The organism is Streptacidiphilus sp. PAMC 29251, assembly GCF_054208735.2.
Map to the genome: position 1 here is coordinate 3,447,394 of NZ_CM135725.2, position 12,609 is coordinate 3,460,002.

Below are 12,609 nucleotides of genomic sequence, written 5' to 3' on the forward strand. Positions count from 1 at the left end.
CCCGTGGGCTTCCTGGACACGCTGCTGGGCCGTACCAAGCCGGTGAAACCGGACCTCGACCAGCTGTTCGGCCTGCCCTCGGCGGCGATCACGCTGGAGGCGGCCGCCGACTTCCGGCCGACCGGGGTCGGCTCGGTCTGCTTCTCCGCCGTCGAGGGCGGCGCCTTCGCCCAGGTCCAGCAGGAGGTCCAGGCGCTGCTGGACGCCGACACCGGGCGCGGGGGCGTGCCGATCGAGTCCACCCAGGACTCCTACGGCTACACCTGGCTGACCGCCCGGCAGAGCCCGGACGACATCGTCTCCCTGGTCAACGACGTGCACGCGGTGAACTCGGCGCTGGAGAGCACCGGCTTCGGGCCGCAGCTGCTCTGCTCCCTGGTCAACTTCACCGACAGCAGGCACCGCTCGCTGGCGCTGGTCTACCTCTACAAGCGCGGCACCTTCTACCCCTTCGCCCCGGCCGCGGGCGGCGGCGAGAAGCGGGACAACTCGCTGGAGCTGCAGATCAAGGCGATGCTCGGGAACGACCTGCGGGTCGAGCAGGACCTGACCCGCTGGTTCCCGGTCTGGGGAGCGCCCGGCCTGTGACCCGTAGCTACGGCCCCGACCTGACGCCCCCGTGGAAGCGCTCGGTCCCGGCCCCCGAGGTGCCGGCCGAGCGGGATCTGGTGGTGGAGGAGGTCGTCACCGGCTTCTGCGGCGCGGTGGTGCGCTGCGAGAAGACCGCCGAGGGCTTCACCGTCACCCTGGAGGACCGGCACCGCAAGCACCGGGTCTTCCCGCTCACCCCGAGCGGCTTCCTGCTGGAGGGGCGTCCGGTGACCCTGGTCCGCCCCGGCTCGGTCGCCCCGCCGGTCCCGGTCGCCCCGGCCCGCACCGCCTCCGGCTCGGTCGCGGTGCGGGGGGTGCGGGCCCGGGTGGCGCTGCCCAGCCGGATCTACGTCGAGGGCCGGCACGACGCCGAGCTGGTCGAACGGGTCTGGGGCGACGACCTGCGGATCGAGGGCGTGGTGGTCGAGTACCTGGAGGGGGTGGACGACCTGCCCGCGATCGTCGCCGAGTTCCGCCCCGAGCCGGGGCGGCGGCTGGGGGTGCTGGTGGACCACCTGGTCCCGAACTCCAAGGAGTCCAGGATCGCCGCCCAGGTCAGCGGGGCGGACGTGCTGGTGGTGGGGCACCCCTTCATCGACATCTGGGCCGCGGTGAAGCCCTCCTCGGTGGGCATCGCGGCCTGGCCGGAGGTCCCGCGCGGCGAGGAGTGGAAGGAGGGGGTCTGCCGCCGGCTGGGCTGGCCGGTGAACACCCCGGCGGCCTGGAAGCGGATCCTGGCCTCGGTGGACTCCTTCAAGGACCTGGACCCCTCGCTGCTGGGCCGGGTCGAGGAACTGATCGACTTCGTCACCAGCTGACGGAAATCAGTCGACCAGGTCCCGGACCACCGCGTCGGCCAGCAGCCGTCCGCGCAGGGTCAGCACGGCCCGGCCCTCGGCATAGGGCGCCGGGTCGAGCAGACCGTCCGCCAGGGCCTGGTCGGCGGCCTTGCGGCCGGCCTCGTGCAGCAGCTCCAGCGGGCAGCCGTCGGCGAGGCGCAGTTCCAGCAGGATCCGCTCCACCCGGCGGTCCTCGTCCGCCAGGCGCTCGCGCCCGTGCGCCGGGGTGCGGCCCTCGGCGAGCGCCTGCGCGTACGCCGCCGGGTGCTTGACGTTCCACCACCGCACGCCCCCGACATGGCTGTGCGCGCCGGGGCCCGCGCCCCACCAGTCCGCGCCGGTCCAGTACAGCTCGTTGTGGCGGCAGCGGGCGGCCGGTCCGGTGGCCCAGTTGGACACCTCGTACCAGTGCAGCCCGGCCGCGCTGAGCAGCTCCTCGGCGATCAGGTAGCGGTCGGCGTGGACGTCGTCGTCGGTCATCGGGATCTCGCCGCGGCGGATCCTGGCGGCGAGCTTGGTGCCCTCCTCGACGATCAGCGCATACGCGGAGACATGGTCGGGCTCGGCGCCGAGGGCCGCCTCCAGCGAGGCGCGCCAGTCCTCGTCGCTCTCCCCCGGGGTGCCGTAGATCAGATCCAGGTTGATGTGCTCGAAGCCGGCCGCGCGGGCCTCCGCGACGCAGGCCTCGGGCCGTCCCGGGGTGTGCCGGCGGTCCAGCAGCTGCAGCACGTGCGGGCGGGCGCTCTGCATGCCGAAGCTGAGCCGGTTGAAGCCGCCCTCGCGCAGCTCCGCCAGGTAGGCCGGGTCGACCGACTCCGGGTTGGCCTCGGTGGTCACCTCGGCCCCGTCCGCGAGCCCGAACTCCTCCCGGATCGCGGCCAGCATCCGGACCAGGTCCCGGGCCGGCAGCAGGGTGGGCGTGCCGCCGCCGAGGAAGACGGTCTGCACCGGCAGCTCGGCCTCCCCCAGCACCCGGCGGGCGTGCCGGATCTCGGCGACCAGGTTGTCGGCGTAGGTGTCCTGGGAGGCCACCGCGCCGGACGAGCGCAGCTCGGTGGCGGTGTAGGTGTTGAAGTCGCAGTAGCCGCAGCGGGTGGCGCAGTACGGCACATGGACGTAGAAGCCGAAGGGCCGCTGCCCCAGCTCGCTGAGCGCGGACGCGGGCAGGGCCCCGTCGGTGGGGACGGCTTCACCGTCGGGAAGTGCGGAGGGCATGGGCCCATTGTCCGGCATTGCGCGGGCAGGGAACTCCCGAACGTTGGGTTGATGGGTTTGATCGGTGTCGGAGGGGGCGCGGGGATGGGTCAGCAGACTGCAAGCGAGGTCGCGGCGGGGGACGCCGGCACCGGGCGGACGGAGAAGCCGCGGCGGCCGCTGTGGAAGGAGCTGCCGCTGCTGGTGCTGTTCGCGCTGGTGCTGGCGCTGGTGGTGAAGACCTTCTTCGTGCAGGCCTTCTCGATCCCCTCGGACTCGATGAACAACACCCTGATGAAGAACGACCGGGTGCTGGTCGACAAGTTCAGCCCCTGGTTCGGGGCCCAGCCGCAGCGCGGCGACGTGGTGGTCTTCCACGACCCGGGCAACTGGCTGTCCAACGCCGACCTGCCGCCGCGGAGCAGCAGCGCCACCGTGCGGAACATCCAGTCGGCGCTGAGCGACATCGGGCTGCTGCCCTCGGCGACCGAGAAGGACCTGATCAAGCGGGTGATCGCGGTCGGCGGCGACACCGTGGTCTGCAACGCGGGCGCGCCGGTCTCGGTGGACGGGGTGAAGCTGCAGGAGCCGTACGTCTTCCCGGGGGCCACCCCCTGCGACGACTACTCGGTCGGCACGGTGACGGTGCCCAAGGGCTACCTCTGGGTGATGGGCGACCACCGCAACGACTCCGAGGACTCCCGCTACCAGCGGCTGCACAACAACGGCGGCGGCTACGTCCCGGTCGGCGACGTGGTCGGCCGGGCCTTTGTGGTGGCCTGGCCGGTCAGCCACTGGGCCACCCTGCCGATCCCCTCCACGTTTGACCAGGCCGGTCTCTCCCAGCCGGCCGGCAGCCCGGCCCCCTTCGCCTTCGGCGGCCTGGTGGCGCTGCTGGCGGCGGTGCCGCTGACGGTGTGGTGGCGCAGGCGGCGGCACCGCCGGGCAGCGACCGCCGCCCGGCGGTGAGACCTGTGTAGGGAGAGACCCGCGGAGCAGGAAGCGGTTCAGGCCTCGTTGGCGCCCGCGTACATGGCCTCGATCGCGGCGGCGTTCTCGCGCTCCACGACCGGGCGCTTGACCTTGAGGCTGGGGGTCAGCTCGCCGTGCTCGATGTCCAGGTCGCGGGGCAGCACGGTGAACTTCTTGACGGTCTGCCAGCGCTGCAGGTCGCCGTTGAGCCGCTGGACGAAGCCGTCCACCAGCGTGTGCACCTCGGCCGAGGAGCAGACCTCCGCGTAGGACTTCCCGGCCAGGCCGTGGGCGCCGGCCCACTGCATGATGGTGGGCTCGTCCAGGGTGATCAGCGCGGAGCAGTAGTTGCGGCCGTTGCCGATCACCAGGATGTTGCTGACGAAGGGGCAGACCGCCTTGAACCGGCCCTCGACCTCGCTGGGCGCGACGTACTTGCCGCCCGAGGTCTTGAACATGTCCTTCTTGCGGTCGGTGATCTTGACGAAGCCGTCCTTGTCGATCTCGCCGATGTCGCCGGTGTGGAACCAGCCGTCGCTCTCCAGCACCTCGGCGGTCTTCTCCGGCTGGTTGTGGTAGCCGCGCATCACGGCCGGGCCGCGCAGCAGCACCTCGCCGTCCTCGGCGATCCTGACCTCGGTGCCGGGCAGGGGGGTGCCGACGGTGCCGATCCGGTAGCCCTCGCCGGGGTTGACCGTGGATCCGGCGCTGGTCTCGGTCAGCCCGTAGCCCTCCAGGATGTGCACGCCCGCGCCGGAGAAGAAGAAGCCGATCTCCGGGGCCAGCGCGGCGCTGCCGGAGACGCAGGCGCGCATCCGGCCGCCGAAGGCCGCGCGGATCTTGGTGTAGACCAGCTTGTCGGCGATCGCGTGCTGGGCGCGCAGCCCGAACGGGACGGTCCTGACCCCGGTCGCGATCTGGGACTCCTGACCGGTGCGGGCGTAGTCGCGGGCCACCTTGGCGGCCCAGAGGAAGATCTTGTACTTGGCCCCGCCCTCGGCCCTGGCCTTGCCGGCGATGCCGTTGTAGACCTTCTCGAACACCCGCGGCGCGGAGGCCATGTAGGTCGGCTTCACCACCGGGAGGTTGTGGATGATCCGGTCCACCCGGCCGTCGACCGCGGTGATCGAGCCCAGCTGGATCTGACCCGAGGTCAGCGTCTTGCCGAAGACGTGCGACAGCGGCAGCCACAGGTACTGCACGTCGTCGGCGCTGAGCAGCCCGGTGCTGGACTGGGCGGCGGCCTGGTAGGCCCAGCAGTCGTGGACCAGCCGGACGCCCTTGGGCCGGCCCGTGGTGCCGGAGGTGTAGATCAGGGTGGCCAGCTGCTCGCGGTCGATGGCGGCGACGGCGGTGGTGACCGCGTCCGGGTGCTCCTTGAGGTACGCGGCGCCGCGCTCCTCCAGCTCGGCCAGCGACATCACCTCGACCCCCTCGGGCGGCTCGGCGCCCTCGGCCGGCTTGCTGCCGTCGATGGTGATGACGTGCCTGAGCTCGGGCAGGTGGCCGCACTCGCCGAGGATCTTGGCGAGCTGCTTGCCGTCCTCGGCGATGATCGCCCGGCTGCCGGAGTCGTCCAGGATGAAGGAGGTCTCGTCGGCGTTGGTGCTGGGGTAGACGGCGGTGACCGCCGCGCCGGTACACATGATGCCCAGGTCGGCCAGGATCCACTCGATCCTGGTGGAGCAGGAGATCGCCACCCGCTCCTCGGGCTGGATGCCCAGGGCCATCAGGCCGCCGGCGATGGCGTACACCCGTTCTGCGGCCTGCCCCCAGGTGAGCGAGCGCCACTGCTCGGCGCCGGGCGCGCCGTCCGCGGCGTGCTCGTCCACCGGGACCGGGTAGCGGTACGCCTCGCGGTCGGGCGTCTCCGCGACCCGGGAGAGGAACAGCTGCGCCACCGAGGCGGGACGGCTGTCGATCAGCGGTGCTGCGGAATTCACGGCTACCTCCGGGGCCCGGATTCAGGGGCCGAGACGTTTGTTAACTCACGAGTAACTAGCTGGCAACGATCAGATTAGGACGTTCGGGCGGCGAGCGTAAGAGGGGTGTTTCCGCCCCGGGCCAAAATACCTTGCCGGTCGGCAGGTAAGTTGCCTACGATGACCGTCCTGAAGCGATGCCCTCCCCGGTTCGCGCAAAACCGAGTACGGTGTACGCAGATATGCTGAGCAGATTCTCCCGCCCGCCGACCCGCCCTTCGAACTCCTGAGAGAACCGTGTGCTGATCCGACTCCTGCGGGCCCACCTGGGCCCCTACACCAGGCCCATCACGCTCCTGGTGCTGCTGCAGCTGATCCAGACCATCGCCACCCTGTATCTGCCGACCCTCAACGCCGACATCATCGACGACGGCGTGATCAAGGGCGACACCACCTACATCCTGCAGACCGGCGGGATCATGCTGGGGGTGACCCTGGTCCAGGTCGTGTGCGCCGTCGGCGCGGTGTTCTTCGGCGCCAGGACCGCGATGGCCCTCGGCCGGGACATGCGCGCCTCGGTGTTCGACCGGGTGCAGTCCTTCTCCTCCCGCGAGGTCGGCCACTTCGGCGCCCCCTCGCTGATCACCCGCAGCACCAACGACGTCCAGCAGGTCCAGATGCTGGTGCTGATGACCTTCACGCTGATGGTCTCCGCGCCCATCATGTGCGTCGGCGGCATCATCATGGCACTGAACCAGGACGTGCCGCTCTCGCTGCTGCTGGTGGCCATCGTCCCGCTCCTCGCCGTGGTGATCGGACTGATCATCAGCCGGCTGCGCCCGCTGTTCCGGTCCATGCAGGTGCGCATCGACAGCATCAACCGGATCCTGCGCGAGCAGATCACCGGTATCCGGGTGATCCGGGCCTTCGTCAAGGACACTCATGAGCGCGAGCGCTTCGCGGTCGCCAACGACGCGCTCACCGACAACGCGATCCGCGTCGGCAAGCTGCTGGCGCTGATGTTCCCGCTGGTCATGATGGTGGTCAACGTCTCCAGCGTGGCCGTGCTGTGGTTCGGCTCGTACCGGATCAACAGCGGCGGCATGCAGATCGGCGCGCTCACCGCGTTCCTCAGCTATCTGATGCAGATCCTGATGTCGGTGATGATGGCCACCTTCATGTTCATGATGGTGCCCCGCGCCGAGGTCTGCGCCGAGCGGATCCAGGAGGTGCTGGACACCGAGAGCACCGTGGTCCCGCCGCTGGCCCCGGTCCGCGAGCTCAAGCGGGCCGGCTACCTGGAGCTGCGCGGCGCCGAGTTCCGCTACCCCGGCGCCGAGTCGGCGGTGCTGCGCGACGTCAGCATCGACGCCCGCCCGGGCCAGACCACCGCGATCATCGGCAGCACCGGCTCCGGCAAGACCACGCTGCTGACCCTGATCCCGCGGCTGTCCGACGCCACTGACGGCAGCGTCCTGGTCGACGGCGTGGACGTGCGCGACCTCGACCCGGTCCTGCTCGCCAAGACCGTCGGGCTGGTCCCGCAGAAGCCGTACCTCTTCTCCGGCACCGTCGGCAGCAACCTCCGCTACGGCAACCCCGACGCCACCGACGAGGAGCTCTGGGCGGCCCTGGAGACCGCCCAGGCCAAGGACTTCGTGGAGAAGCTGGCCGAGGGCCTGGACGCCCCGATCGCCCAGGGCGGCACCAATGTCTCCGGCGGGCAGCGCCAGCGCCTGGCCATCGCCCGGGTGCTGGTCCGCCGTCCGGAGATCTACCTGTTCGACGACTCCTTCTCGGCCCTGGACTACGCCACCGACGCCCGGCTGCGCGCGGCCCTGCTCCGGGAGACCGCCGACGCCACCGTCATCATCGTCGCCCAACGTGTCAGCACCATTCGCGACGCCGACCGGATCATCGTCCTGGACGAGGGATCCGTCGTCGGCACTGGAACCCACCACGAGTTGATGGACAGCAACGAGACCTACCGCGAGATCGTCCTCTCCCAGCTGACCGAGGAGGAGGCCGCATGAGCTCCGAACAGGAAGCGGCGGCCAAGCGCCGCGGCCCCGCCCCGATGCCAGGACCCGGCCGGATGATGGCCGGCGGACCGGTCGAGAAGTCGATGAACTTCAAGGCCTCCGGCAAGCGGGTGCTCGGGCTGCTGCGCCCGGAGCGCGCGCTGCTGAGCATCGCGGTGGCACTGGCCCTGGCCGGCGTCACGCTGTCGGTGATCGGGCCGAAGATCCTCGGCCACGCCACCGACCTGATCCTGGCCGGGGTCTTCGGCAAGCAGCTGCCGGCCCATGTCACCCAGGCCCAGTACGCGGACCAGCTGCGCCAGGCCGGCCACGGCAAGCAGGCCGACCTGATCGCCTCCATGCAGCACGTCAACCCCGGCCACGGCATCGACTTCCACGCCGTCGGCGGGGTGCTGCTGTGGGTGCTGGGGATCTACCTGCTGGCCGGGCTGTGCGGCATCGTCCAGGCCCGGCTGATGAACCGGGCGCTGCAGCGCGCGGTCAAGCGGCTGCGCGGCAATGTCGAGGACAAGATCGCCAGACTGCCGCTGAGCTACTTCGACCAGCAGCCGCGCGGGGAGGTGCTGAGCCGGGTCACCAATGACATCGACAACATCGGCCAGACCCTGCAGCAGACGCTCAGCCAGATCCTCACCTCGCTGCTGACCATCATCGGCGTGCTGACCATGATGTTCTACATCTCCTGGATGCTCGCGCTGATCGCCCTGGTCAGCGTCCCGGCCTCGATCCTGGTCGCCACCAAGGTCGGCAAGCGGGCCCAGCCGCAGTTCGTCGCCCAGTGGAAGACCACCGGCAAGCTGAACGCCCACATCGAGGAGATGTACAGCGGGCACGCCCTGGTCAAGGTCTTCGGCCGGCAGGAGGAGTCGGCGGAGCTGTTCCGCGAGCAGAACGAGAAGCTCTACGCCTCCAGCTTCAAGGCGCAGTTCGTCTCCGGGCTGATCCAGCCCTGCATGATGTTCATCGGCAACATCAACTACGTGCTGGTCGCGGTCGTCGGCGGGCTGCGGGTCGCCTCCGGCGCGCTGTCCATCGGCGATGTGCAGGCCTTCATCCAGTACTCGCGGCAGTTCAGCCAGCCGCTGACCCAGGTGGCCAGCATGTCCAACCTGGTGCAGTCGGGCGTCGCCTCCGCGGAGCGGGTGTTCGAACTGCTGGACGCCCCCGAGCAGGAGCCGGACCCGGTCGAGCCGCTGCGTCCGACCGAGCTGCGCGGCCAGGTCTCCTTCGAGCACGTGGCCTTCCGCTACGACCCGGCCAAGCCGCTGATCGAGGACCTCTCGCTCACCGCGGCACCGGGCCACACCGTCGCCATCGTCGGCCCCACCGGCGCGGGCAAGACCACCCTGGTCAACCTGCTGATGCGGTTCTACGAGGTCAGCAGCGGCCGGATCACCCTGGACGGGGTGGACGTGGCCCGGATGTCCCGGGAGGAGCTGCGCTCCGGCATCGGCATGGTGCTCCAGGACACCTGGCTGTTCGGCGGCTCCATCGCCGAAAACATCGCCTACGGCAGGGAGGGAGCGACCCGCGAGGAGGTCGTCGAGGCGGCCAAGGCCGCCCACGTGGACCGCTTCGTCCGCACCCTGCCGGACGGGTACGACACCGTCATCGACGACGAGGGCACCGGGGTCAGCGCCGGCGAGAAGCAGCTGATCACCATCGCCCGCGCGTTCCTGGCGAACCCGTCCATCCTGGTCCTGGACGAGGCCACCAGCTCGGTGGACACCCGCACCGAGGTGCTCATCCAGCGCGCCATGGCGACGCTGCGCACCGGCCGCACCGCCTTCGTCATCGCCCACCGGCTCTCCACCATCCGCGACGCGGACACCATCCTGGTGATGCAGGACGGCGCGATCGTGGAGCAGGGCAGCCACAGCGAACTCCTCGCGGCGGGGGGCGCGTACGCGCGGCTCTACGCGGCGCAGTTCTCGCAGGCCGTGGCCGAGGTCGACTGACGGCTTACCTCTGTACGTAGCGGGCCGGGGGCAGGCCCACCACAGCCGTGAAGTCGCGGGTGAGGTGGGCCTGGTCGGCGTAGCCGAGGTCGGTGGCCAGGGCGGACCAGTCGACCGCGGCGTCCTCGGCGCGCTGCGCCGCCTCGTGCAGCCGGGCCCGGCGCAGCACCCACTTGGGCCCCGCGCCCACGTACTCGGCGAACAGCCGCTGCAGGGTGCGGACGGACACCCCGTGGCGTTCGGCGAGCTGCTCCACCCGCAGCAGGGTGTGGTCGCTGGTCGCGGTCGCGACCATGGCCGCGACCTCGGCCGCCTGCGGGTCGGTCACGCCTCGTTCGGTCGCTCCTGGGCCGGTCGCGCCCGGGCCGGTTCTGGGGAGGCGGGCGAGCAGGAAGGCCTCGGCGAGGCCGGCCATCACCACGGAGTCCTGCTCGGCGAGGATCTGACGGCTGGTCTCCTCGACCGCCGCGCCGAAGACCTCGGTCGCCGGGACCACCTGGTCGGCCAGCTCCTGGACCGGCCGCCCCCAGAACGCACGGAACCCGCCCGGCCGGAACCTCACCCCCAGCACCTGCCCCTGGTCCACCAGCCGCCGCACGAACAGACCGCGGTCGACCCCGTAGACCGCCGCCCTCGGCTCCTCGAAGACCAGGTGGATATTGGGGTGCGCAAGCACCTTCTGCTCATACGGAGGCCGGTCGCGCAGATCCCAGCAGACCCGCCAGTAGTACTCGACCAGCGGCTCCAGCGCCGGGGAGGGCGGCTGCCGGTCGAGGGTGAAGCGCCCGGCCGCCCCCTGCGGGTGGAGCACTCCGCGCGGTGCGTCCGAACCGGCCGTGTCCGCTGTCATCTGCCCAGCCTAGGCTGTCGCGTTTCTTCAAGACAGGTGATCGCGCCGCGCCTAGCGTGGTGGGCATGACGAATCTACTTCCGCAGCTCACCGCCGCCTCCGCCGAGGCCGCCAGGATCACCCGCGCCGTTTCCGACGACCAGCTCTCCGCCCCCACTCCGGACACTGAGTGGGATGTCAAGACTCTTGCCAATCACCTGGTCCTCTGGACCTCCTACAACTTCGAGCTCCGCGCCCGCGGCGAGTCCGTCCCCGACGACTGGCAGCAGCGCGACTTCACCGCCGAGCCCGGCTGGGCCGAGGCCTACGCCGCACAGCTGGACCGGGCGCTGGCGGCCTGGTCCGACCCGGCGGTCTGGGAGGGCGAGCTCAAGATGGGCGACGCCAGCATGCCCGCGGCGGCCATCGCCGGGATGATGCTGCTGGAGCTGGTGCTGCACGGCTGGGAGCTGGCCGTGGCCACCGGCCAGGAGTTCCACGTCCCCGGCAGCGCGGAGGCGGCCACGGTCGGCCTGGTCGAGGAGTACGCCGAGATGTACCGGCAGTACCAGGGCTTCGCCGAGGCGCTGCCGGTGCCCGCCGGCGCCACCCCGTTCGACCGGGCGCTCGCCCTGTCCGGCCGCGACCCGAAGTGGTCGGCGGCCTGAACCCTTTTGCTTGCAAGGCTAGTTGGCGCTGCGGAGAGCGGCCCAGGTCTGCGGTCCGACCTGGCCGTCCACCTCCAGGTGCTTGGCCGTCTGGAACTTCTTCACCGCGTTCTCGGTGTCCTTGCCGAACTGGCCGTCCACCCCCGAGGAGCCGACGCTGTAACCGCGGTGCACCAGCAGGCACTGCAGCTCGGTGACCCGGACGTTCGCGGCGCCGTACTCGGTTTCCGCGTTGCCCGAGTAGTAGGTGCAGGCCTGGTCCCAGGGCGGCACCGCCTTGGTGGCCGGGGCGGAGGTGTGCGGCGCGGGCGGGGGCGCGGCGGTGGTGGCCGCGGGGGGCTGGGGTTGGTGGGCGGCGGGCGGGGTCGGCGCCGCTGCGCCGGACGTTTTCGCCGCGCCGGTGGCCGGCGGCTGCTGCCCTGGCGTGCTGTTGGCGGGGGCCGAGGGGTGGTTCCCGGCCGAGGGCGGTGCCGAGACTGCCGTGGTGCTGGTCGGAGTCGACGCCGAGGCGCTGCTTGGATCCGTCGTTGCGGACGAGGTCGCGGCGGTTGTCCCCGCCGTGCCCACCGCCGCCGCGGAGCCGCCCGGGGAGCCGGTCAGCAGCACCGCCGTCCCGGCGATGGCGGCGACAGCCAGCACCGCGCCCGCGACCAGCGTCCAGGTCCGCGCCCCGCGCCGACCGGCCCGGGTCTCCCGGGGTGGAGCCGCTGGGACTGGTGGGACTGCTACCGGCGGCGGCAAATAGGGGGCCATCGGCGCGGGGATCGCCGCGACCGTGGGCGGCGTGGGCGGCTGATGCGGCCCCTGCAGCGGCGTGGGCGGCAGCACCGGCTCGGCTGCCGGCTCGGCTCGTGGCTCAGCTGCCGGCTCGGCTCGTGGCTCAGCTGCCGGCGCGGGCACCGCACCGCGGCCGAGCACCACCGTCTCCTCCACCGGAACCAGGTCCAGCGGCAACTGCCGTACCGACGCCGCGATCTGGATCCGGCTCTGCACCGCGTCATTCAGCGCCTGCGGCCACGGGGCCGGGACCTGCCGGGTCGCCGCCGTCTCCATCACCGCCTCGGGACCGGGCCGCCGTTGCTGGTCCTTGTCCAGGCAGGAGGTGACCAGCTCGGCCAGATCCGGGTCGATCCCGGCGATCCGCTCCAGCACCTCCTCCTTGGGCGGCTCGTAGGCGACCCGGTGCAGCACGTCGACGCTGGTGCCGTCACCGAAGGGGGCGTTCCCGGTGAGCGCGTAGGCCAGCACCGAGCCCAGCGCGAAGATGTCCGAGGGGGTGCCCACCGGGAGGCCGCGCACCTGCTCCGGTGACATATAGGCCGGGGTGCCGACCTGCTGGCCGGTCAGCGTGATCGAACTGCGGTCCCCGGCCTGGGATATGCCGAAGTCGATCACCCGGCAGCCGTCGGGTCCGAGGATCACATTGGACGGTTTGATGTCCCGGTGCACCACCGCGGCCTCGGCCATCGCCGACACCGCCTGGCCCAGGTCGGCGGCCAGCCGCCAGGTCGCCGCGAGGTCCAGCGTCCCGTGCTCGGCGACCGTCGCGCTGAGGCTGAGGCCCGGGATGTACTCGGTGGCCATCCAGAGCAGG

At 71.3% G+C, this 12,609-nt stretch carries 10 protein-coding genes; 6 read left to right on the top strand and 4 right to left on the bottom strand.

Going from position 1 to position 12,609, the window contains the following annotated elements; genetic code table 11:
- Positions 1–3: 3 nt before the first annotated feature.
- Both pspAB and ACXKR8_RS16165 read left to right on the top strand, forming a co-directional pair.
- Positions 4–588, top strand: a complete 585-nt coding sequence (pspAB, locus tag ACXKR8_RS16160; RefSeq protein WP_458273608.1) for a PspA-associated protein PspAB — start codon at positions 4–6, stop codon at positions 586–588.
- The gene (locus ACXKR8_RS16165; protein WP_458273609.1) at positions 585–1,409 is read left to right on the top strand and encodes a DUF3097 domain-containing protein; all 825 of its coding nucleotides are present in this window, start codon (positions 585–587) and stop codon (positions 1,407–1,409) included. The genes pspAB and ACXKR8_RS16165 overlap by 4 nt, the downstream gene beginning before the upstream one ends.
- 6 nt (positions 1,410–1,415) lie before the next feature.
- Here ACXKR8_RS16165 and hemW read toward each other — a convergent pair whose 3' ends face one another.
- Positions 1,416–2,645, bottom strand: coding sequence for a radical SAM family heme chaperone HemW (gene hemW, locus ACXKR8_RS16170; protein WP_458273610.1), 1,230 nt, complete (start codon positions 2,643–2,645; stop codon positions 1,416–1,418).
- Positions 2,646–2,729: 84 nt separating this feature from the next.
- On the opposite strand from hemW, the gene lepB reads away from it, so the two are divergent.
- Positions 2,730–3,593, top strand: a complete 864-nt coding sequence (gene lepB / locus ACXKR8_RS16175; protein WP_458273611.1) for a signal peptidase I — start codon at positions 2,730–2,732, stop codon at positions 3,591–3,593.
- Positions 3,594–3,631: 38 nt separating this feature from the next.
- On the opposite strand, the gene ACXKR8_RS16180 is transcribed toward lepB, so the two are convergent.
- Positions 3,632–5,539: an AMP-dependent synthetase/ligase gene (locus tag ACXKR8_RS16180; protein ID WP_458273612.1), complete on the bottom strand. Its 1,908-nt coding sequence runs from the start codon at positions 5,537–5,539 to the stop codon at positions 3,632–3,634.
- A 278-nt stretch (positions 5,540–5,817) separates the two neighbouring features.
- On the opposite strand from ACXKR8_RS16180, the gene ACXKR8_RS16185 reads away from it, so the two are divergent.
- Positions 5,818–7,551 carry an ABC transporter ATP-binding protein gene (locus ACXKR8_RS16185; RefSeq protein WP_458273613.1) on the top strand — a complete coding sequence of 578 codons (1,734 nt, stop codon included), beginning with the start codon at positions 5,818–5,820 and terminating at the stop codon, positions 7,549–7,551.
- A complete protein-coding gene (locus ACXKR8_RS16190; RefSeq protein WP_458273614.1) occupies positions 7,548–9,518 on the top strand; it encodes an ABC transporter ATP-binding protein in 1,971 nt (656 codons plus the stop codon). Before ACXKR8_RS16185 ends, ACXKR8_RS16190 begins: the two co-directional genes overlap by 4 nt.
- 4 nt (positions 9,519–9,522) lie before the next feature.
- Here the strand turns inward: ACXKR8_RS16190 and ACXKR8_RS16195 are convergent, their stop codons facing one another.
- On the bottom strand, positions 9,523–10,368 hold the full coding sequence (locus tag ACXKR8_RS16195; protein ID WP_458273615.1) for an AraC family transcriptional regulator: 846 nt from the start codon (positions 10,366–10,368) through the stop codon (positions 9,523–9,525).
- 65 nt (positions 10,369–10,433) lie between these two features.
- Between ACXKR8_RS16195 and ACXKR8_RS16200 the strand changes: the two genes are divergently transcribed.
- Positions 10,434–11,015, top strand: coding sequence for a TIGR03086 family metal-binding protein (locus tag ACXKR8_RS16200; protein WP_458273616.1), 582 nt, complete (start codon positions 10,434–10,436; stop codon positions 11,013–11,015).
- Positions 11,016–11,033: 18 nt separating this feature from the next.
- Here ACXKR8_RS16200 and ACXKR8_RS16205 read toward each other — a convergent pair whose 3' ends face one another.
- The gene (locus ACXKR8_RS16205) at positions 11,034–12,599 is read right to left on the bottom strand and encodes a protein kinase domain-containing protein (protein ID WP_458273617.1); all 1,566 of its coding nucleotides are present in this window, start codon (positions 12,597–12,599) and stop codon (positions 11,034–11,036) included.
- Positions 12,600–12,609: the final 10 nt, after the last annotated feature.